Source organism: Cellvibrionales bacterium (assembly GCA_016713115.1).
Classification (GTDB): Bacteria; Pseudomonadota; Gammaproteobacteria; order Pseudomonadales; family UBA7239; genus UBA7239.
The window spans coordinates 802,777-822,813 of the sequence record JADJPU010000001.1 but is presented as its reverse complement, the minus strand read 5'-3'; the positions used below and the strand labels follow the sequence as shown (position 1 = coordinate 822,813).

20 protein-coding genes are annotated in these 20,037 nt (G+C 49.9%); 16 read left to right on the top strand and 4 right to left on the bottom strand.

The window, feature by feature from the left end; all coding sequences use genetic code 11:
• Positions 1 to 10: 10 nt before the first annotated feature.
• Positions 11 to 1,660 carry a glucosyltransferase domain-containing protein gene (locus IPK30_04030; protein MBK8102461.1) on the top strand — a complete coding sequence of 550 codons (1,650 nt, stop codon included), beginning with the start codon at positions 11 to 13 and terminating at the stop codon, positions 1,658 to 1,660.
• Positions 1,661 to 1,696: 36 nt separating this feature from the next.
• On the top strand, positions 1,697 to 3,376 hold the full coding sequence (locus tag IPK30_04025) for a hypothetical protein (GenBank protein ID MBK8102460.1): 1,680 nt from the start codon (positions 1,697 to 1,699) through the stop codon (positions 3,374 to 3,376).
• On the opposite strand, the gene IPK30_04020 is transcribed toward IPK30_04025, so the two are convergent.
• From IPK30_04020 to IPK30_04010, 3 genes are read right to left on the bottom strand one after another with little or no spacing between them, the layout of a single operon-like run.
• Positions 3,373 to 4,788: a hypothetical protein gene (locus IPK30_04020; protein ID MBK8102459.1), complete on the bottom strand. Its 1,416-nt coding sequence runs from the start codon at positions 4,786 to 4,788 to the stop codon at positions 3,373 to 3,375. The genes IPK30_04025 and IPK30_04020 overlap by 4 nt on opposite strands.
• On the bottom strand, positions 4,785 to 5,042 hold the full coding sequence (locus IPK30_04015; protein MBK8102458.1) for a hypothetical protein: 258 nt from the start codon (positions 5,040 to 5,042) through the stop codon (positions 4,785 to 4,787). Before IPK30_04015 ends, IPK30_04020 begins: the two co-directional genes overlap by 4 nt.
• Positions 5,039 to 6,265, bottom strand: coding sequence for a sulfatase (locus IPK30_04010; GenBank protein ID MBK8102457.1), 1,227 nt, complete (start codon positions 6,263 to 6,265; stop codon positions 5,039 to 5,041). Before IPK30_04010 ends, IPK30_04015 begins: the two co-directional genes overlap by 4 nt.
• 136 nt (positions 6,266 to 6,401) lie before the next feature.
• Here IPK30_04010 and mpl point away from each other — a divergent pair, with 136 nt between their 5' ends.
• The 6 genes from mpl to IPK30_03980 are packed head-to-tail and all read left to right on the top strand — an operon-like array spanning position 6,402 to position 12,482.
• Positions 6,402 to 7,754: a UDP-N-acetylmuramate:L-alanyl-gamma-D-glutamyl-meso-diaminopimelate ligase gene (mpl, locus tag IPK30_04005; GenBank protein MBK8102456.1), complete on the top strand. Its 1,353-nt coding sequence runs from the start codon at positions 6,402 to 6,404 to the stop codon at positions 7,752 to 7,754.
• Between the two features lie 13 nt (positions 7,755 to 7,767).
• Positions 7,768 to 9,423, top strand: coding sequence for a hypothetical protein (locus IPK30_04000; GenBank protein MBK8102455.1), 1,656 nt, complete (start codon positions 7,768 to 7,770; stop codon positions 9,421 to 9,423).
• Positions 9,424 to 9,448: 25 nt separating this feature from the next.
• Entirely contained in the window at positions 9,449 to 10,306 is an 858-nt protein-coding gene (locus IPK30_03995) for an SIS domain-containing protein (GenBank protein ID MBK8102454.1), read from the top strand.
• Positions 10,307 to 10,315: 9 nt separating this feature from the next.
• On the top strand, positions 10,316 to 11,035 hold the full coding sequence (locus IPK30_03990; GenBank protein ID MBK8102453.1) for a glycosyltransferase family 2 protein: 720 nt from the start codon (positions 10,316 to 10,318) through the stop codon (positions 11,033 to 11,035).
• Positions 11,028 to 11,423 (top strand): NTP transferase domain-containing protein, encoded by a 396-nt coding sequence (locus tag IPK30_03985; GenBank protein ID MBK8102452.1) that lies wholly within the window; start codon positions 11,028 to 11,030, stop codon positions 11,421 to 11,423. Before IPK30_03990 ends, IPK30_03985 begins: the two co-directional genes overlap by 8 nt.
• Before the next feature lie 30 nt (positions 11,424 to 11,453).
• Positions 11,454 to 12,482 carry a hypothetical protein gene (locus IPK30_03980; protein MBK8102451.1) on the top strand — a complete coding sequence of 343 codons (1,029 nt, stop codon included), beginning with the start codon at positions 11,454 to 11,456 and terminating at the stop codon, positions 12,480 to 12,482.
• 11 nt (positions 12,483 to 12,493) lie between these two features.
• On the opposite strand, the gene IPK30_03975 is transcribed toward IPK30_03980, so the two are convergent.
• Complete coding sequence (locus IPK30_03975; protein MBK8102450.1) at positions 12,494 to 12,793, bottom strand: hypothetical protein; 300 nt, start codon at positions 12,791 to 12,793, stop codon at positions 12,494 to 12,496.
• 92 nt (positions 12,794 to 12,885) lie between these two features.
• Between IPK30_03975 and purE the strand changes: the two genes are divergently transcribed.
• The 8 genes from purE (at position 12,886) to IPK30_03935 (ending at position 20,030) form a co-directional block, all read left to right on the top strand.
• Positions 12,886 to 13,389 carry a 5-(carboxyamino)imidazole ribonucleotide mutase gene (purE, locus tag IPK30_03970; GenBank protein ID MBK8102449.1) on the top strand — a complete coding sequence of 168 codons (504 nt, stop codon included), beginning with the start codon at positions 12,886 to 12,888 and terminating at the stop codon, positions 13,387 to 13,389.
• Positions 13,386 to 14,468 (top strand): 5-(carboxyamino)imidazole ribonucleotide synthase, encoded by a 1,083-nt coding sequence (locus tag IPK30_03965; protein ID MBK8102448.1) that lies wholly within the window; start codon positions 13,386 to 13,388, stop codon positions 14,466 to 14,468. Before purE ends, IPK30_03965 begins: the two co-directional genes overlap by 4 nt.
• Before the next feature lie 4 nt (positions 14,469 to 14,472).
• Complete coding sequence (can, locus tag IPK30_03960; GenBank protein MBK8102447.1) at positions 14,473 to 15,129, top strand: carbonate dehydratase; 657 nt, start codon at positions 14,473 to 14,475, stop codon at positions 15,127 to 15,129.
• A 204-nt stretch (positions 15,130 to 15,333) separates the two neighbouring features.
• Positions 15,334 to 15,543: a cold-shock protein gene (locus IPK30_03955; protein ID MBK8102446.1), complete on the top strand. Its 210-nt coding sequence runs from the start codon at positions 15,334 to 15,336 to the stop codon at positions 15,541 to 15,543.
• A 96-nt stretch (positions 15,544 to 15,639) separates the two neighbouring features.
• Positions 15,640 to 16,605, top strand: coding sequence for a glycine--tRNA ligase subunit alpha (gene glyQ, locus IPK30_03950; protein ID MBK8102445.1), 966 nt, complete (start codon positions 15,640 to 15,642; stop codon positions 16,603 to 16,605).
• Positions 16,605 to 18,707, top strand: a complete 2,103-nt coding sequence (locus IPK30_03945; protein MBK8102444.1) for a glycine--tRNA ligase subunit beta — start codon at positions 16,605 to 16,607, stop codon at positions 18,705 to 18,707. The genes glyQ and IPK30_03945 overlap by 1 nt, the downstream gene beginning before the upstream one ends.
• Entirely contained in the window at positions 18,704 to 19,297 is a 594-nt protein-coding gene (gmhB, locus tag IPK30_03940) for a D-glycero-beta-D-manno-heptose 1,7-bisphosphate 7-phosphatase (GenBank protein MBK8102443.1), read from the top strand. The genes IPK30_03945 and gmhB overlap by 4 nt, the downstream gene beginning before the upstream one ends.
• Positions 19,284 to 20,030, top strand: a complete 747-nt coding sequence (locus IPK30_03935; protein ID MBK8102442.1) for a 1-acyl-sn-glycerol-3-phosphate acyltransferase — start codon at positions 19,284 to 19,286, stop codon at positions 20,028 to 20,030. Before gmhB ends, IPK30_03935 begins: the two co-directional genes overlap by 14 nt.
• The last annotated feature ends 7 nt before the right edge of the window (positions 20,031 to 20,037 follow it).

Sequence of the window (20,037 nt, the reverse complement as noted above, 5' to 3'; positions counted from 1 at the left end):
GAGCTAAGACATGTCTGATTTACGCACAACCATGCGTCAACTCGATCAAGATTGGTGGCGAGTCATTGGCTTGGAAAAGCTACAGCAAGTATTGAATAAGAATAGAGCGCTGCTGATCTACTTGTTGGTAGTCGGCGTGTTGGCTTTTGGTGTCGATATTTTTAGTTTTTCATTAAATATCGACTCTGAAAATCACGCGTACTATTTTGGTGCTCAAGGCGGTTGGGTGGCACAGGGGCGCTGGGGTATGTATGTACTCAGCCTGCTGTTGTTGCCAGATGTGGTGATGCCTTGGGTGCCGATACTGATTGCGGTTGTGGGAGCGGTTATCGGCGCAGCTTTTCTTGTACACACCTTATCGCCTGTGCGCAGTGCAGCTGATTATATTGCCGCGCCGATTGCAATTGCTTGCCCAGTTATTTATTTCGCTTTTTATTTCACTACACTCGGATACGGCGTCGGTGTGGCTTTTGCCGTCACAGGTTTGGGTATTTATTGCTTGTCGCGCGGTAAATGGTTGACGGCCATGGTGGCTGCACTGTGTTTTTGTTTTGGTATTGCAGTGTATCAAGCGGTACTGCCAATGATCGCTGTGTTATTTGGTTTGTATGTTGTGTCGTATGTTATCGAGCGTCCAGATTTTACATTTGCACATGTGTTGAAGCACATGGCGCTGTTTGTCGTTTCGCTATTGCTAGCGTACGCCCTGTATACGACGATCAGTAAATTGCTGCTGCATTACATGGAGATCACCTTCGACTCTGGCTACATGTCTAACTTCATGTCTTATCAACTGACGACAGATTATTTTTGGCAAACCATGAAAAAAACATGGCCGATTGCCGTGAATTATTACATGGGCGGCAAAGACTATTACCTTTATAATCTCCTCAGCCTGCGCTTGCTGTTTGCGTTCGCTTTGGCAGTTACCCTGTTTCGCATTGCGTGTGCGCCCGCTAGCGGTTGGGTGCGAGTAGTAGCGGTATTGCTGTTGCTGGCGGTATTGATAGCGCCCATGGTGATGCACTTATTGAATAGCGGCTATATGCCGCCGCGCACTGTGATGGGTGTGCCGCAAGTGCTGGCGGGTTTGGTGTTTTTTGCGATGGGTAGTCGCAGTAAGATCGTGCAGTCCATCACGGCTGTTTTGGCGATTGCGTGCCTATATAACTTCTGCGTGGCTAACAATCGGTATGCTTTTTCAAACTACATGGTATGGCAGGCGGATCGTGAGTTGTCAGTAAAAATTCAGGATCGCATCGGAGCCGTACTGCCAAAAATTGCTCCAGTGAGTAATCCTCATGAGGTGTACCCCATGGAGATTGTGGGTTGGATTGAATACCCAGAAACATCAATCTTTACACAGCGCGAAGTCATCGGCGCGTCATTTTATAAATGGGCAGCGGGTGATGTAGAGCGTGTTGAGCGTTTGTTTAGAACCATGGGAGTTTCGCGCTACCGCGCCGCCACGCGTGAAGAAAGATTGTCTGTGATTGAGAAAGCGCAAGCGATGCCCGCGTGGCCATATGAAGGTTCGGTGGATGTTATCAACGGCATCATTGTGATCAAATTCCGTGAATACAATCCAAATCAGTTGATGGTGATTTGTCAGCCGCCATTGGATGTGACGGAAACTTGTAAAAAATATGCACCACAGTAGCCATGGTAACTGCTTGGATAAAGCACTGGTGATTCTATGAAAACACTGTTTGATATTTCGCCGCAATGCTGTGATGCAGGTAGTTATATGCAGTACGGCTCTGAGTGCGCGAAGGATATTACTGCGTGCTACGGCGATTTGCGCCCTATTGGGGATTATTTGTGGTTTAGTATTCCAGAGCGTTTAGGTTTGGCGCCAGAAAATATTGTGGTGGTGAATTGCATAACGGCTTTGCTTGGCGCATTGTTTTGGGCATTTGTATTGAAAAGAATTCTCTCTGTTTGGGGAGGGGTATTTGTAAATAAAGTAGTTTTTTCACTATTGCTTTTTATTAGCCTTGCTGCCCATGCATTTTTTCTGCGCCCGACTATTTTTAATTCATTATCCGACCCCCCTGCTACAGCAATGTTATTGTTGGGCGTTGGTTGCCTAGTACTATCTAGTATTCATGGAGGTAAACCCATTGTTAAGGCGGCGCAGATTTTTTTTGCAGGTATTTTTCTCGGTTCTGCAGCATGGTTGAGGGCTTTCTATCTTTATCCTGCGTTGGCTTGTGTTTTCGTCTACTTGCTGCTTTGGGTTGCTGGAAGTAATAGGCAGTGGAAGGAGCTCTTGGTTTTAGCTGCCTTGTTGCCAATAGGAATACAATTTTCAGTGATGTATCGTGCGTATGGCACTATTGGTTATCTGCAGCAGGATATGCAGAGTTCTTGGACGCAAACGCATCTCAATGCCCCGTTCACTGGATTTGATACTGTGATGCCTCGCAATGGCCATTTTTGGTCTCCGCAGCACTGTGAGGCTAGCGTCGGCATACTGAATGGGCTCGCCCAACAAGATTACAAAAGCGTAGCGTGTGTTGTTATTGAGCGATTGCGTTTTTATTTTGGCACGTATGAAATCGAAAACTATATTTTTTCTGATGCCAAGAATTACTTGGTTAGACAAAATGCAGAGAATATTGGTGATATTAATGCAGAATGGTTCTCTCAAAATCTTAGATGGGAAAAAGACGTTGCTGCTGCACCGAGTGGACAGAAGACAGCGGACCGATTGACTGTAGTCGCTCCTGCAGTTGGAGGCACTGGTGATACGGTGCAGTGGGTAGAGTTGCCAGCAGAGACAGCGTTTACGTTTAGCGTGTGGCTGTGGTCACCGAAACCCAAGACCATTAACCTGTTGTTTGGTTCGCATAGTGATAGCACTATTGCTGCAAGACGCCAATTCACTCTGGCGGCTTTTCCCGTGCGCTATTCAATTACCGGTGAGACGCGCAAGGCAGGGCTATACGATGTAGGTATCGGCCGATTGTCCTCCTTGGATGATCCCATCTCTTTTGGCACGGAGGAAGGCGATGCGCTTTACGTTTGGGGAGCGCAATTAGAAAAAGGCAATGTGGCAACGGCGTATGACGGTGCTGTTAAAATCAGTCCGGAAAGTATAAGAGTATGGCGTCAGCCATTATTAATGCTCAATGTTTTGGCGCTGTTGCTGTTTTTTATCGCGATATACCAACAGAGGGCGTTGTGGGTAAAAAGTAGAACTGGCATAGCGATTATTTCGTTATTTACTGTTGTGTTAGCGGAATGTGTTGCCATCATTCCTGAGCAACGCTTTGCTATTGGTTTGATGGTGATTATTTGGACTATTGCCTTAGCGGGCTTGGCGGGCTTTTTCTGGCGTAAGCCAATTGGGTTGCCGCAGGTTGTTGGTTAATCTTTTGTTTTGAGTGTTGTTGATAGAAAAAGCAGTGTGGCAAGAGAAACTGCAAAATACAGGTGCAAACTTTTTCCCGCGCCAACCGCGCCGCCTTGCAGAACAACGCAAACAAGAATGACTGCCTGCACGGTAACCAGCAATAATAAATAAAGGCATTTTTCGCTGAATGTGCCGCTTCGATGGTGATTGATAACTAGTAGTGCAAAAGCGGCTAGAGTTATAACGAGTGGCAGTGAGACTAGTGCGCTGTTGGGTAGTTGTTGTAGAGGGCTATTGATCGTGCGTTGGTAGTGGCTCGCAGGCTCGTTGCGGCCGCGCTCCACTTGCCCGTACATATCAAACACCCAGTTTTTTTGCTGTAACAAGGCGTTGGATGCCATGCGTGCCAGCAGTGCAGGGTGCTTGATTAGAGCATACGCTGCCGTTGAAGTGTTTAATGTGTCTACTTCAGGGCAGGCGTGCGTTTTTTGTAGGACTGCATCATAGCCATTGCGCCCTGCTAGTACGTTACAAGATGCAGGCAACCCTAGATCCGCCAATACTTTTTCTGGGGCGTGGGAAATGCCCAGCATGGATCCCGCGAGGTTGATGTTGTCGGCGCGGATCATGGATTCATTGCGCGGCACATACCATCCTCCAAGTTGCAAAATAAACGGCAGAGCTGCACAGAACAGCATTGCTGGTACTGTTCCCCATTGTTTTTTAGTGACGATGTAAATTGAAAGCAGTGTTGCAATACAGAAGGCGAGTGGCGCGTGTTGTGGTTTGGAAAAGCTTAAGCCCACCAAGCCGATTAGCAATACCCAAGAAGATATCAATCGCCAATGGTTTTTTGCCAACACCACCACACCTATCAAGGTAAGGTATAAAAAATACACCGCAGAAAATTCAGTGTAGAAGGTGTTCATATACAGCGTGACACCTGGATCAGATAACACCAGCAGCGAGACCAGTGCATTGGCTAGTAGTGCGGAATACATCGCACGGCGATAGAAAAAAAGGCTCGCCAATAAAATAGTTATCACAAGAAAGAGCGCTTTGACTGCGCCAATCGTTTTTATTGAAATCAATTCCTCGCCGGTCACTTTGTTTTTTAATTTTCCTAATTCAATGCCGATAGTGGTGAACAATAGTTCAGAGCTGGGGAAGCAGGGCGTATCGACATGTTTTTCTAGCGTGTAGCGGCGTAACGGTGCGGTAGGCGTGCCGGTGGTGATATTGACGAACCTATCTGCCGGCCAAATTTGATGGCAGGCTTGCAGGCGAATCATGTCGTAGTTGTTGGCGTAGCCGAGTACGGGGCTGTGGGTGACTAGGCTGAATATGCGACCAATACCCATAAACAGAAACAAACACGCAATCAGTGTGAGGCAGCGTTGCGTAGTGGTGAGCGCTTTAGGCGTGTTCATTCGGTGTCCTTGCCGTGATAAGTGTAGTCGTCAAAGTCGGCGCCTTTTCCTGTTGCCCACGGGTCGCCAGTCTGCTGCATTTCTTGTAGCAAGCGCTGCTTTAACGAGGCTTTTATGGCATCAAATTCAGGATTGTTTGCAAGATTTTTGAGTTGATAAGGATCGCGGTCGATGGCGTACAGTTCTTCTGCTGGGCGTTTGTCGGCGGCTAACTTCCAAAACTTTTCAAAATGTTCTCGGTCGGCAATCGTCATTTTACTTGGCGAGCCGTCATCAATATCCGCGAGATTGGGCGGGCGACCTGCAGGCCAGCGGTCTGGTGCCAAGTTTGCGATATAAAGATATTTGTCGGCATGAATAGCGCGCGAGGGTAGCCGCGATTTTCTAAGCGTGCGCCGCCGATGTGGCGCTCAAAGCCGGAAAAAACACTGTCGCGGTTTTTGTCGATGCGTCCAGATTGTTCGGCAAATAATTGTTGGCGAAAGCTGTGCCCTGTCATGGCGGCAGGTGGTGTGATGCCTGCCAGTTCCAGAAATGTTGGTGCAATATCTGTCAGGCTGATAAAGTCAGTAATATCACGGTGTTCGCTAATCGCGTTGCCCCAGCGCACAGCAAAGGGTAGGTGGGTTCCATATTCGTAGTTGGTGCTTTTGGCGCGTGGAAACGCCATGCCATTGTCAGATGTGTAGACAATGACTGTGTTGTCCAATTCGCCGCGCGCTTCCAGTAGCTGCAAAATATCGCCCAGTTGTTTATCAAAATATTGAATTTCGTACAGATAGTCGGCGATATCATTGCGCACCGTAGGAACATCGGGCAAAAAAGGCGGCACGATAATTTTGTTGGCATCAATAGCGCCACTCGTTACACCAATATTGGTTTGAAATGCACGATGCGGTTCGGTAGGTGAAACCCAGAATGAAAAAGGTTGATTGGGTTTTTTCTCATCCAGAAATTGTTGGAAATTAGCCAACATATCAAACTGCGTGTATTCAGGAGGGGCGTTACTTTTGATCTGGTTGTAGGCAGGGCCAGCGGGGTTGCCCAATAAAGCTTTGCCTGGTCCCCAGCCTTTGCCGGTGTAACCAATTTTGTAACCATTTTTTTCTAAAATCTGCTGATAGGTGGTGAGTGAGTTGGGGAACTCTCCCCACAGCTGACCGGCAGAACCCAAGCGCCAGAAATGTTGCCCCGTCAAAATAGCGGAGCGCGATGCCGTGCAGGTAGGCGCGCTGGTATAGGCGTTGCGAAAATAGACACCTTCGCTGGCGAGGCGATCAAAGTTGGGTGTTTTAACGGCGGGATAGCCAGCAAAGGATGTGTGTTTCCAAGACTGATCGTCAGTAATCACCAATAAAAAATTGGGGCGTTCAATCGGTTTGGGTGGCGGTGTTTTACTAAAAAGCACATTGCCAGTAAGCAAACCTAGTACAGCAGTGGCAAGCAGCAAGAACCTGAATCGTGTTTGCGTGGACAAAATGCTTCTCCCTTTATACGAACGCAAGGTATTAAAAGATGCAGCAGTGTAACCACTCGCATGCGCAGCGTCAGTAGCTTCCTGTTTTGCGGTGACGAGCTGCTAGAATCGTCCCATCTTCCAAGGGAATCTTGTAATGCATCTTCATTTTTTAGGTATTTGCGGCACCTTCATGGGGAGTCTCGCGATGCTGGCGCGCGAGTTGGGCCACACCGTCACCGGTTCGGATGCCAATGTCTATCCACCGATGAGCACGCAGCTGCAGCAGCAGGGCATTGTGATCACCGAGGGTTACGATCCGGCACAGCTACAACCGGCACCGGATTTGGTGATTGTCGGCAACGCCATGAGCCGCGGCAACCCTGCGGTGGAATACCTGCTGGATGCCGGACTGCCCTACACCTCCGGCCCGCAGTGGCTGTGTGAGCATGTGCTGCAGGGGCGCTGGGTGTTGGCGGTGGCCGGCACGCACGGCAAGACCACCACTTCGAGCATGCTGGCGTGGATACTGGATTACGCAGGCATGGCGCCTGGATTTCTGATCGGCGGTGTGCCGCAATGTTTTCCAGTGTCGGCGCGTTTGGGCGGTAGCGATTTTTTTGTGATCGAAGCGGATGAATACGACTGCGCTTTTTTTGACAAACGCAGCAAGTTTGTGCATTACCGCCCGCGCACCGCAATTCTGAACAATTTGGAATTTGATCACGCGGATATTTTTGACGATCTCGCCGCGATACAAAAACAATTTCACCATTTGGTGCGTACGATTCCGCAAAACGGTTTAGTGATTTCGCCCGCCGATTGCGCGGCGCTGGATGAAGTGTTGGCGATGGGTTGTTGGACGCCTACACAAAAGATAGGCGCTGATGGCGCATGGGCTGCGCAAAAAATTACAGCAGACGGCTCGCATTTTTCTGTGCAGTTTGAGGCAGAGAAAGCTGGTGAAGTGCGGTGGGCGCACAGCGGTGATCACAATGTTAACAACGCACTAGCGGCAATAGCAGCAGCGCGCCATGTCGGTGTTGCGCCAGATATTGCTTGTGCTGCCCTGAGTGCTTTTTCTGGTGTGAAAAGACGCTTGGAATTGTTGTGCGATGTGAATGGCGTGCGCGTCTATGACGATTTTGCGCATCATCCCACCGCGATAGCCACTACCGTGAGTGGATTGCGCAAACGCATCGGCGGCGAAAAACTGATTGCGGTGCTGGAGCCGCGCTCGAACACCATGCGCATGGGTGTGTTTCGCGAACAAATTGCTCCCGCCTTGGTAGAGGCTGACGAAGTGATTTTTTATCAACCAGCGAATGTGGATTGGGCGTTGACGGATGTCGCAGCGCAATGTCGTGTGTCAGCGCGCGTGGTCAATGATATTGATCAGTTGGTGAGGGAATTGTCTACCAGCACGGGCAATACGCATATTTTAATTATGAGCAATGGCGGTTTTGGTGGGTTGCATCAGAAATTAGTGGCAGAACTGAATGCAGGGTGATGCGGCTTCTCGTATGAGATGCATTTTGCCGCAATTGTTTTTTGTGGGTGTCGTACTGTGGTTGGCGTTAGCGGGGATATACAGAGCCTGCTTTATCTGGCTGACACCCATGCGCGAAGAAGTCAGTCTTCTACATTACATTGCGTGGCTAATTGACCAAAAAAACTACATCCCGTATCAAGATATATTTGAAACGGCGTTCCCAGGTACATTTATTTTTCATCAGTTTATCGGCCGCTTCTTAGGGTATGGCGATATCGCCTTCCATGTATTTGATTGGTTGTGGTTATCAGGATTGTTGTTTGTTACTTGGCACATACTTAAAGTCTTTTCTAGACGCGTAGCATGGGTGGGGGCGACGGCTTTTTTTGCGTTGTATTTTGCGCAAGGTTCAGCCATGACATTGCAGCGCGATTATGTTGGTGTAATGCCCGTAGCCCTCTCATTATTGCTAACGATGCAGAAAGAGATTTCTTTGTATTGGCGTAGTGCAGCTGTTGGTTTTTTTATGGCAACAGCTGTCTGGATGAAGCCGCATGTATTGATTGCTGCGCCGGTGATGGCTCTGATGTTGTTGCGGTCAGATGGATCTATGCGTGCGCAAGTTGTCCGTAACAATATCGCAGTTGTTTTTGTCGGCATTGTTGGAGCGTGCGTCTGTAGTGCGTTTGTTTTTTTGTGGTTGTATAGCACAGGAGGGCTTGAGCCATTTTGGCAGATGCTGTCGAAATACTTACCTGTGTATATGGGTGATGAAGGTATACGCAGTGCCACATGGATGTACATGAGAATGATAGAGTCAATGGCTGCTTGGGTTTATCAATATATTCCCGCTGATTTGGGTGGAAAACGCCAGATCAGTGGCGGGATATATTGGCAACTGGTTAATGTAGCGGGACATTTACTGGAAAATTTTTTCGCATGGATTTTGTTGGTGTTGACTGGTGTGTGGCGTGGCTTTTCTCAGACGCAGCCGCGCACACCGCAACGCCAATTGGTGGTGGCTTTATTGGCCTTATGCTTTCTGTTTTTGCTGTATCCAGTTTTTGCTAACAAATACTGGAACTACCACTGGATGCCGTATCGTTATTTTGCATTGATGTGCGGTAGTTTATTGTTCCTACCATCAAGAAATAATAGTGCTGTATCAAATGTATTCACGGCAATTTCCTGTGTGTGGTTTGTTTGGCTTTTTTCAGGAAAGCTACCACCACCAAATGGGGAGACTATTCAGCAAACACTAACCATGTGGCGAGAGCAGGGTTTCAAGCCGCAGCGCTACCCTGAGGAGGATTTAGCTGCATATCTAATATCGCATTTGCATGAAGAAGATACAGTGCAGATCATTGATGAAGGAGGGTTTGCGCCGCGCGCACTGTTGTTAGCACAAGCACTGCCAGCAACACGGTATCTCACCTATAGGCAGTTGTTAGTGAACGCTGATCAGCCGGTGGTGCAGCAAATGCGAGAAGATTTTATTCGCGATCTGCAGTCTGCTCCCCCTCGTTTTATTGTGGATACGCATTCGGCGCCGCCTGCAACATTTTTAGGAATCCCATATCAATTTTATGAGATGGATGGTTTACTAAAACAGCGCTATCACAAGGTGATAGACCAATGTAATGAAAATCGCTGTTTTCTGACAGTATGGGAGCGCGCAGCGCTTTGAGCGTGTTTTGAAAAGTGAGTAATGTATGAAATCTATTGCATTAACTGAACGCATTCGCAACAACAGCAAACAAATGCGAAAATCCGAAGGGAAAGTGGCGGATTATGTGTTGGCGCATTTGAGTGCGGTAATCAATATGCGTATTGTCGACTTGGCAGCGCGAGCGGATGTGAGTGAGCCAACTGTGGTGCGTTTTTGTCGCGCGGTTGGCTGTGACGGTTTTCAGGAATTCAAATTGGCATTGGCACAAGAGTTGGCTGTCAGTCAGGGTTTTGGCCGTGTGGCAGTTACGGATTCTGACTCTGTGGCAGATTTTAGCCGCAAAATTTTTGATGCGACGATTGATACTTTGCTGAAAGTGCGTGACGGTTTGAATGCTACGCATTTACACAAAGCGATTGCGGCTTTAACACAAGCAAATCGGGTTGAGTTTTATGGTCACGGCGCATCAGCGGCGGTGGCAGCGGATGCACAACACCGTTTTTTTCGCTTGCAATTGGCGTCAGCAGCGTATGCGGATACGCATATCCAAACCATGTCTGCGCTGTCTTTGCAAAAAGGTGATGTGGTGGTGGCAATTTCACAAAGCGGCCGCACGCGTTCGTTGTTGGATGTCATCGAATTGGTGAAAGATGTGGGCGGCATCGTAATCGGCATGGCGCCATCGGGTACCCCGGTGGCAGAGGCGGCAACGATTCCTTTGTGTATTGATGTTGATGAAGAGTTTGAAATTTATACGCCGCTATCATCGCGCATTGCGCACTTGGCAGTGATCGATGTGTTGGCTGTGGGTGTGGCGCAGCGCAAAGGTTCGCTCTTGCAAGGTCATTTGTATCGCTTGCGTTCTGGTATGCAGTCGTTGCGCGTGCCAGATGTGGAGTAATGTGACGAAATGAAAACAGCGGATGTCATCATTCCTGTGTATAACGAGCGTGAAAATCTTCCGCTGTTATTGCGGCGTTTGCAAACATTGCCGATCTTCAAAAATCTCAATTTAATTTTTGTCGACAATGCATCCACCGATGGTAGCGTGGAATATCTTGCAGCGCTGCCAGAAGTTTTACTGATCAAACACGAGAGTAATTTTGGCTATGGCGCTTCCCTGCGCAGTGGTTTGCAGGCAGCACAGTGCGATCGTGTAATCATCATTGATGCGGACTGCGAATATCCGCCGGAATGTATTCCAGAATTGTTGCAAGCGTTGCAACAGCAGCCTGTTGTTTATGCTAGTCGTCTGCTCGAAAAAACCTTTGCAACAGCGGGTATGCCGCTGTTGAAATGGATTGGCAATACAATTATTTCCTCGCTCTATAATTTTTTGTTCCAACAGCGTGTCTCTGATCTGTATACGGGTTGTAAAGCCCTGCGGCGAGAATGTTTACGCGATGTGGTATTACAGCGCGAAGGTTTTGAGCAAGTGTTGGAATTGGCGGTTGCATTGGCGCAGTGCGGTATCAAAATTGCGGAAATCCCCATCGTATTTTCGCCTAGGCAACATGGCGCATCCAAAATGTCACATATCACAGAAACAGCAAAATATTTTTTCTGGTTGCTGCGTTATCGTTTGTGGCTGCCAAAATCCAGTTCATGCAGGGATAGTCGTCATGAGTGAAGTGCAGCAAGTTTTATGGGGCTTGATTCCTGCTGCAGGCAAGGGATCGCGCGCGGTTCCCTATACAGAGAACCAACACAAAGCCTTGTTAAATATCAACGGTGTGCCCAATATTGAACGGATCATTACCATCATGCGTGATGATTTGGCGATCACGGATATTGTGATTGTAATCGGCCATCTCGGCGAACAAATTCAGCGACAGTTGGGTGATGGCGAGAGGCTGCGCGTGCGTCTGCACTATGTTGTCAACGATGCGCTGGAGAAAGGTTGGGCGTGGTCAGTGTTACTGGCAAAAAAATATATCAGCACTTACTTTTGTGTGATGCTGTGCGATGAAAGTTACCTAAGCTCTAATCATGCGGGACTATTGCGTGTGCCGTGGTAGGATGCGCTGTTTATTTGTGTAGGGCTTAAAGTGGATGATGAAAATTTAATTAAGAGAAATTATGCCATCACAGAAAAAGATGGTTATTTGCAGTCGTTGATAGAAAAGCCCAATACTATTGTTAACGATATTATGGGCAGCGGCACTTTTCTTTGCTCGCCGAAAATTTTTGCTTTTATTGAGCTGGCATTCGAGCGACATAAGGCGGCGATTGATTTTGTCAGTCTACTCAATGATTTGTTGCAGGCGGGTGAGCGCGGGCGTTTTTTTCAACTTGCTGGTACCTATGTCAACATCAACGACCGTGATTCGCTGGCCTTGGCGCGCTATCACGATCGCGATCTGCATTTTGCAAACAACAGGAAGGCACTGTTGATTTATGCAGAGGGTGATGAAGAAAGTATCGCCTTCACCCTAGAGCGTTATCGTGAAACGGCGTTGTTTGATGAGATTTTTGTGGTGTTGCCAGACAGTAGCGTCATCCAGCGGCGCGCTAGTGATGCCGGTGCGCAGTTGATTGTTTGTCCGGCGGGTTGTGTGCTGTACGGCGAAAAATTGCGATACGCTTTGCAAAGGATTCAAGCAGACATCGTGGTGCTAACTGAAGCGGACTATTCATTTTCCGCGCGCGATGTCGCCAAGCTGTTTGCCTATCTGCGCGACGCCGATATGGTGATAGGTACGCGCACCACGCGCCAATTGATCGAACAAGGTTCTACTATGCGCGGCGCAGTGCGTATCGCACATACTGCATTGGGAAAGTTGGTGGAAATGTTGTGGTGGGATCGCGAAGCACGCTTTACAGATACTGGCTGTACCTTGCGCGCGTTTTGGCGCAGCACATGGGATGCTATTGCACCTGACCTCAATGCCAAGGGCCCCGCATTTTCTGTTGAAATGATGATTGCCTGTTTGGATACACGCTTGCGGGTACTGGAAATCCCTGTGAATTATTTCAATCGCAGTACTTCGCAAATTCGCGCCTATCGCAATCCCAAAGCGTTTTGGGAGTTTCTGCTATTGATTTTTAAAAAGCGGTTTAAGGCGTTCGACAGATAGTGCTTTGAGTTTCAGTGTGTCGGCGGTTGTATCTGCGTCAATATATCTTTGATGAAATCACCCAAAATTGGCACAAACTGAATTTGTGACAACAGATAGATAATCAACGACAACACAATCCCTGCGCCAGCCACGCTGCCCAAGCCAAATGCGGCACCTTTGAGAAATTGCAGCAACAATTCGCGCGCCGTGGTGGGCGGTTTGACGATGAGCGGGTGGCTGCTGATTTTTTGTAACTGCTGCTCGATAGCGCGAACGCTTTGTATGATTTCGCGCTCAGGTTCGGTTGGCGTGTTGTTGGGCTGGCTCATCGAAACTCCTTGTACGGTGCGGCTCTCGTTGAAGGTTACGAGAGTCTGACCTTGCGGTAAACTGTGCCGCCTTCCAGCCACGGTCATAGGCGATGAACGCGAATACTCCTCTTGTCGGTGTCATCATGGGTTCCAGTAGCGACTGGGATACGCTGCAACACACGGCAGAAACGCTCAAAGAGCTAGGCATTCCCCACGAAGTGGAAGTGGTGTCGGCGCATCGCACGCCAGACAAATTATTCAGCTACGCCGCTTCAGCCGCCGAGCGCGGTTTGGCTGTCATCATTGCCGGTGCGGGCGGTGCCGCGCATCTGCCCGGTATGGCCGCCTCAAAAACCGCGCTGCCGGTGCTGGGCGTGCCGGTGCAATCCAAAACGCTGAATGGTGTGGACTCACTGCTGTCTATCGTGCAAATGCCGGCGGGCGTGCCAGTCGGCACCATGGCCATCGGCAAAGCCGGTGCAGTGAACGCTGCGCTACTCGCCTGCGCCATGTTGGGCAATCACTATCCTGAATATCGCGCTGCTTACGAGCGCTACCGCCAACAGCAAACCGACAAAGTGTTGAGCCATCCAGATCCACGGAACCCCGCATGAAAATAGGTGTGTTGGGCGGCGGTCAGCTTGGCCGCATGTTGGGTGTGGCTGGCTTGCCCTTGGCTTTGGAGCCGGTGTTCTGGGAGCCAGAGCGCAGTGCTTGTGCAAATATCGTCGGCGAACATGTGTGTGCGCCGTACGACGATGAAACGGCGTTGGCGCAGTTTGTTAACACCGTCGATGTCTGTACATATGAATTTGAAAATGTACCCAGCGCCGCCTTGAAAAAATTGGCGGCACAGGTGCCGGTATATCCGCCACTGCGCGCCTTGGAAGTTAGCCAAGATCGCTTGATTGAAAAACAATATCTTGCTGATTTAGGTATACGCACCGCGCCGTATGCGGCGGTGGATTCTGAGCAAGATTTGCGCGCTGCAGTCACACAACTTGGCTTGCCCGCGATTTTGAAAACGCGCCGCTTTGGTTACGACGGCAAAGGGCAGTTTGTATTGCGCAGTGAAGAAGATGTTGCGACAGCGTGGAAAGCTTTGGGTGGCAGTGCGTTAATTTTGGAAGGTTTCGTGCCGTTTCAGCGCGAAGTGTCCATCATCGCTGCACGCGGGCGTGATGGCGAAGCTGTTTTTTATCCGCTGTCAGAAAATGTGCATCGTGATGGCATTTTGTTTACTTCGCGCGCTTTGCTAGATGATGAGTTGCAAAAGCCTGCCGAGGTGATAGTGAAGCGTCTGCTCGATGCTTTAGATTATGTCGGCGTGTTGTGTTTGGAGTTGTTTGATGTCAACGGCGAGTTGGTGGCGAATGAGTTTGCACCGCGCGTACACAACTCCGGTCATTGGACGATTGAAGGCTCAGAAACTTCCCAGTTTGAAAACCATTTGCGCGCCGTGGCGGGTTTGCCTTTGGGGAGTACCGCATGCGTTGGTTTTCCGGCGATGGTGAATATTGTGGGCGTACACCCTGATTTGCCATCACTGCTGAAACTGCCACAAGTGCATGTGCATTATTACGCCAAAACAGAAAAACCAGCGAGAAAATTAGGGCATATCACGGTGCGCGCCAACAGCGCCGCGCTGCGTGAAGAAAAAATTGCACAAGTGCTGCATGTGCTAGGAGAATGAACTCGTGAAACTGTTGCCAAATCTGTTTGAAAATAACCGCCAGTGGGCAGAGTCGATTAAAAAAATCCACCCCGATTTTTTTCGTGAGCTGTCAGAGCAACAGTCACCAGAATATTTGTGGATAGGCTGTTCCGATTCGCGCGTGCCGGCTAATGAAATTGTCGGTTTGATGCCTGGGGAAGTGTTTGTGCATCGCAATGTTGCCAATGTGGTGGTGCACACGGATTTGAATTGCTTATCTGTTTTGCAATACGCAGTGGAAGTGCTCAAGGTTAAACATGTGATGGTGGTGGGGCATTACGGTTGCGGCGGCGTGCGTGCGGCGATGAGCAATCAAAAATACGGTTTGATTGATAACTGGCTGCGCAATATCAAAGATATTTATCGTCAACATCATGAAAAATTGGAAGCGATTGCCGATGAAGAGCAGCGCGTGAATTTGCTGTGTGAATTGAATGTGGTGGAGCAGGTGAATAATGTGTGCTCCACCACTATCGTGCAGGATGCTTGGGATCGTGGACAGGAATTGGCGGTGCACGGCTGGATTTACTCCCTGCGCAACGGTTGGCTGAAAGACTTGAATGTGTGCATCACGGGAAAAGAACAGTTGGATGACATCTACCGCGTCGGCTCCGAACTGGGTGGTGAGCAGCCCAGTTGAGCCAGTTTGGTGCGTAAAAAAGGCTTTACATCTAAAGTCAACTGCATACACTGGAGCCACTGAAAACTAGTTACCACCAGAAATACCGATGGCCCTTTAAGTAGTACCGCTTGGTTCTTCCCGAGTAAGTGCTGGATTTTCAGATAAACCGTCCGCTCTGCGGGCAATTTCCATTTATCTGGGTTACACCCGGGAGTTAAGAAAATGTCTAACCAAGCTACTGGCAAGGTCAAATGGTTCAACGAAAGCAAAGGCTTCGGCTTTATCGAGCAAGACAATGGCAAAGATGTATTCGTACATTTCAGCGCCATCCAAGGCTCAGGCTTCAAAACACTCGCTGAAGGTCAGCGCGTTAGCTTTGAAGTGACTCAAGGTCAAAAAGGCCCACAGGCCAGCAACGTACAAGCGATCTAATCGCTCCGCCGTTGTAAAAGAGCCGCCCTCGCAGGCGGCTTTTTTTATGCCTGTATATAATGCAGCACCTGAAAAACTGTATTGGATACCGTTGTTGTGAGCACCGCGAAACCAGATGTCTCCACCTTCCAAGGGCTGATTCTCGCCCTGCAACAATACTGGGCCAGCTGTGGCTGTGTCGTGCTGCAGCCACTGGACATGGAGGTGGGCGCTGGCACTTTTCATCCTGCCACTTTTTTGCGCGCCATCGGCCCGGAAACATGGAATGCCGCGTATGTGCAGCCCTGCCGCCGTCCAGCGGATGGCCGCTACGGCGAAAACCCGAATCGCCTTCAGCACTATTATCAATTTCAAGTGGTGTTAAAGCCGTCGCCGGACAATATCCAACAGCTGTATCTCGACTCCTTAAATATGTTGGGCATCGATACCACAGTGCACGATGTGCGCTTTGTGGAGGACAACTGGGAATCACCTACGCTGGGCGCGTGGGGGCTTGGCTGGGAAGTGTGGTTGAACGGCATGGAAGTCACGCAGTTCACTTATTTTCAACAAGTGGGCGGTTTGGAATGTTTCCCTGTGACTGGCGAAATCACTTACGGCTTGGAACGCATTGCGATGTATCTGCAAGGCGTGGATTCCATTTTTGATTTGGTGTGGACGATAGATCCGCAGGGCAAGCCGGTCACTTACGGTGATGTGTTTCATCAAAATGAAGTGGAAATGTCGCACTTCAATTTTGAACAGGCCAATGTGGATTTTCTGTTTCAGTGTTTTGATGTGTACGAAGCAGAGTCGCAGCGCTTGATGGCGGAAAAACTGCCATTACCGGCGTATGAAATGGTTATGAAAGCCTCGCATGCGTTTAATTTATTGGATGCGCGCCATGCGATTTCGGTGACAGAAAGGCAGCGTTATATTTTGCGTGTGCGCACGCTCGCAAGGGCAGTCGCGCAGGCGTATTTTGATGCGCGTTTGGCGCTGCAATTTCCTTTGGCACCCAGTGCCTTGCGCGACGAAGTGTTGGCGCGCGTTGCCAGCCAGCAAAAAACAGGAGAGCAGTAATGTCCAATCATCCTCCTGTAAATGATTTTTTGGTTGAAATTGGCACGGAAGAATTGCCACCCAAAGCGTTGAAACATTTGTTGAAAAGTTTTTCCAGCACGCTGTATCGCGAGTTAGATGCCGCTGGTTTAGCGCATAACCGAGCAGAGGCGCGCATTTATGCCAGCCCGCGCCGTTTGGCGGTGCTGCTCTCAGATTTAGTGGCTGCACAAGCTGACCGCGCGGTGGAAAAGCAAGGGCCGTTTGTAGCGCAGGCATTTGCTGCGGATGGCACGCCTTCACCCGCTGCACAGGGTTTTGCCAAAAGCAATGGCGTGACGCTAGAACAATTAGAGCGCGCGCCTTCTGAGAAAGGCGAACGCTTGGTATTTCGCGCCACAGAAAAAGGTCGCAGTGCGGTGGAATTGCTGCCGGCGCTGGTAGAAAAAGCGCTGCAAGAATTGCCGATACCGAAACGCATGCGCTGGGGTGCGCGCCGCGCAGAGTTTGTGCGGCCTGTGCATTGGCTGGTGATGTTGTACGGCAGTGAAGTAGTTGATTGTGAAATCCTAGAGCAAAAAGCGGGGCGCAATACGCGCGGTCATCGCTTTCACGCGGCAGGTGAATTGACACTTGCTAAACCATCTGACTATTCCGCCGTGCTGCGCAACCATTTTGTTGAACCCTGTTTCAAAGTACGGCGCGACAAGATTGTTGCGCAAGTCGAAAAACTGGCTGAATCTTTGGGTGGCAAAGCGGTGATTGAGCGCGACTTGCTCGATGAAGTCACCGCTTTAGTGGAATGGCCTGTGGCGCTAGCTGGGAAATTCGAGCAGCGTTTTTTGCAAGTGCCGCAAGAGGCGCTGATCTCCTCCATGAGCGAACACCAAAAATATTTTCATGTGGTGGATGCGAATGGAAAATTGCTGCCGCACTTCATTACGGTGTCGAATATTGAAAGCACGGCGCCAGAAAAAGTGATAGACGGCAACGAGCGTGTGATACGCCCGCGCTTATCTGATGCCGCTTTCTTTTTTAATACCGATTTGAAAACACCGCTGGCAGGTCGCCGCGAAAAACTAAAAACGATCGTGTTTCAGGCGGAACTGGGCACGCTGTTTGATAAAAGCGAGCGCGTTGCCAAACTCGCCGCCTATATTGCGGAAAAAATTGGCGGCAATGAGGTGTGGGCGCAGCGCGCCGGTGCATTGAGCAAATGCGATTTGGTGTCCAACATGGTGCAAGAGTTCGACACCATGCAAGGCATCGCCGGTAGTTATTACGCGCAGCACGATGGCGAACCCGCCGAAGTGGCGGCCGCTATGCAAGAGCAGTATCTGCCCAAGTTTGCCGGTGATGCCGTGCCGCAAACACTGACAGGCTGCGCGCTGGCGCTGGCTGATCGCTTGGATACCTTGGTGGGTATTTTTGGCATCGGACAAATTCCCTCCGGCTCGAAAGACCCGTTTGCGCTGCGCCGCGCCAGTATCGGCGTGTTGCAAATTCTGTTGCAGCGCGGCTTAAATATTGATTTGCGCGATGTGATTGCCGCTGCGCACAGCAACTTTTCTGTGTCGCTAAAAAATGCCGATGTGCAAAATCAAGTGCTGGATTACATCATTGAGCGTATGCGCGCTCTTTGTCTCGATGACAAGATCAGTGCCGAAACTTTTAATGCAGTAGCCGCGAAACAATTATCTGTGCCGCTGGATATTCAGCAGCGCGTACTGGCCGTGCATCACTTCACCCAGTTGCCGGAAGCGGCGAGTTTGGCGGCGGCGAACAAGCGTGTATCGAATATTCTCAATAAGTCTGCAGCCGATGTAGCTGTGTCTTCTACGGTTGATACTGCGTTGTTGCAAGAAGCTGCGGAAAAAACTTTGGCCGCTGCGTTGGCAGAAAAACAGCAGCAAGTCGCCCCCCTGTTTGCGCAGCGCGATTACAGCGGCACGCTGTCCGCCTTGGCGAGTTTGCGCGAGCCAGTGGATGCATTTTTTGATGGCGTGATGGTGATGGCGGATGATGCGGCGCTGCGCAATAATCGCTTGGCTCTGCTCGCACAATTGCGCGCACTGTTTTTACAAGTGGCCGATATTTCTCAGTTGGTGCCGGATAAAAAATGAAACTGGTGATACTCGATCGCGATGGCGTAATCAACGAAGATTCCGATGCCTTTGTCAAAACACTGGATGAGTGGATTCCGATAGACGGCAGCATCGACGCAATAGCGCGCCTGTGTGAGCACGGTTTTACGGTGGCGATTGCGACCAATCAATCCGGCATCGGTCGCGGTTTGATTACAGAAGACGCGCTGGGTGCCATGCACGAGCATTTATTGGGATTGGTGCAGGAAGCGGGCGGCGATATTGCGACGATAGCTTGGTGTCCGCACAAGCCGGAAGATTTGTGCGATTGCCGCAAACCGCAGTCAGGCCTGTTCGATCAAATTGCCAACACACTCGGCTGTGATTTGGACGGTTCATTCGTGGTGGGCGATAGCTTGCGCGATTTACAAGCGGGTATGGCGCGCGGCTGTATTCCGGTGTTGGTGCGCACGGGCAAAGGCGAAAAAACAGAAAAGAAAATGCTCGACGATGACAGCGGTGAATTTGACGGCGTAGAAGTGTTCGACAATCTGAGCGAAGCGGCGAGCTATTTAATTGCGCAAACTCCGCGCGACATCGTGCAGGAGTGGCTCGATGACGAATACTAAAAGTGCAGCTTTTCGTGTGCTCTGCGCGGCGCGTTCGGTATTTTTTTATCTCGGTTACGCCGTGCTCACGCTGTTTTTTGGTATCACTACGCCGCTGTTCGTAAGGTGGTTGGGCTATCGCGCTTGCGTGTTTTATATCAATGTGTGGAATCGCAGCGTGATTGTGTGGCTGCGCCTCACTTGTGGTGTGCGCTATCGCGTGGAAGGGTTGGAAAATATTCCTGCGCGCCCTTATGTGATCGTGGCAAAACACCAAAGCGAATGGGAAACTTTTTTTCTGCAATTGCCGTTTGCGCCGGTGTGCACAATTTTAAAACAAGAGTTGTTGCAAATTCCGCTGTTCGGTTGGGGCTTGGCGACGGTGAAACCCATTGCGATTAATCGCAGCGCGCAGCGCGAAGCGTTGAAATACATTATCGAAGCAGGGCGTTCGCGTTTGGCGGAAGGTATTTGCGTGTTGATTTTCCCTGAAGGTACGCGCACCGCCGTGGGCAAAGTGGGGCGCTATGCGCGCAGCGGTGCCGATCTCGCGCTGAAAGCCGGCGTGCCACTGCTGCCGGTGGCACACAACGCCGGTGAGTGTTGGCCGAGTAAACAATTTATCAAATATCCGGGCTTGATTACCGTGGTGATCGGCGCGCCGCTGCCAGCAGAAAACACAGATAGCAAAACTCTAATGACGCGCGCCGAGCAGTGGATAGAAGCGGAAGTGCAGCGCGTATCGCAGCGCTGAGTCGGCC

Bases quoted from the DNA above. Each gene is read 5' to 3' on its own strand.
- IPK30_04030 (MBK8102461.1), top strand. From the start codon at position 11: ATGTCTGATTTACGCACAACCATGCGTCAACTCGATCAAGATTGGTGG.
- IPK30_04025 (MBK8102460.1), top strand. From the start codon at position 1,697: ATGAAAACACTGTTTGATATTTCGCCGCAATGCTGTGATGCAGGTAGT.
- IPK30_04020 (MBK8102459.1), bottom strand. From the start codon at position 4,788: ATGAACACGCCTAAAGCGCTCACCACTACGCAACGCTGCCTCACACTG.
- IPK30_04015 (MBK8102458.1), bottom strand. From the start codon at position 5,042: ATGACGATTGCCGACCGAGAACATTTTGAAAAGTTTTGGAAGTTAGCC.
- mpl (MBK8102456.1), top strand. From the start codon at position 6,402: ATGCATCTTCATTTTTTAGGTATTTGCGGCACCTTCATGGGGAGTCTC.
- IPK30_04000 (MBK8102455.1), top strand. From the start codon at position 7,768: ATGAGATGCATTTTGCCGCAATTGTTTTTTGTGGGTGTCGTACTGTGG.
- IPK30_03995 (MBK8102454.1), top strand. From the start codon at position 9,449: ATGAAATCTATTGCATTAACTGAACGCATTCGCAACAACAGCAAACAA.
- IPK30_03990 (MBK8102453.1), top strand. From the start codon at position 10,316: ATGAAAACAGCGGATGTCATCATTCCTGTGTATAACGAGCGTGAAAAT.
- IPK30_03985 (MBK8102452.1), top strand. From the start codon at position 11,028: ATGAGTGAAGTGCAGCAAGTTTTATGGGGCTTGATTCCTGCTGCAGGC.
- IPK30_03975 (MBK8102450.1), bottom strand. From the start codon at position 12,793: ATGAGCCAGCCCAACAACACGCCAACCGAACCTGAGCGCGAAATCATA.
- purE (MBK8102449.1), top strand. From the start codon at position 12,886: ATGAACGCGAATACTCCTCTTGTCGGTGTCATCATGGGTTCCAGTAGC.
- IPK30_03965 (MBK8102448.1), top strand. From the start codon at position 13,386: ATGAAAATAGGTGTGTTGGGCGGCGGTCAGCTTGGCCGCATGTTGGGT.
- IPK30_03955 (MBK8102446.1), top strand. From the start codon at position 15,334: ATGTCTAACCAAGCTACTGGCAAGGTCAAATGGTTCAACGAAAGCAAA.
- IPK30_03945 (MBK8102444.1), top strand. From the start codon at position 16,605: ATGTCCAATCATCCTCCTGTAAATGATTTTTTGGTTGAAATTGGCACG.
- gmhB (MBK8102443.1), top strand. From the start codon at position 18,704: ATGAAACTGGTGATACTCGATCGCGATGGCGTAATCAACGAAGATTCC.
- IPK30_03935 (MBK8102442.1), top strand. From the start codon at position 19,284: ATGACGAATACTAAAAGTGCAGCTTTTCGTGTGCTCTGCGCGGCGCGT.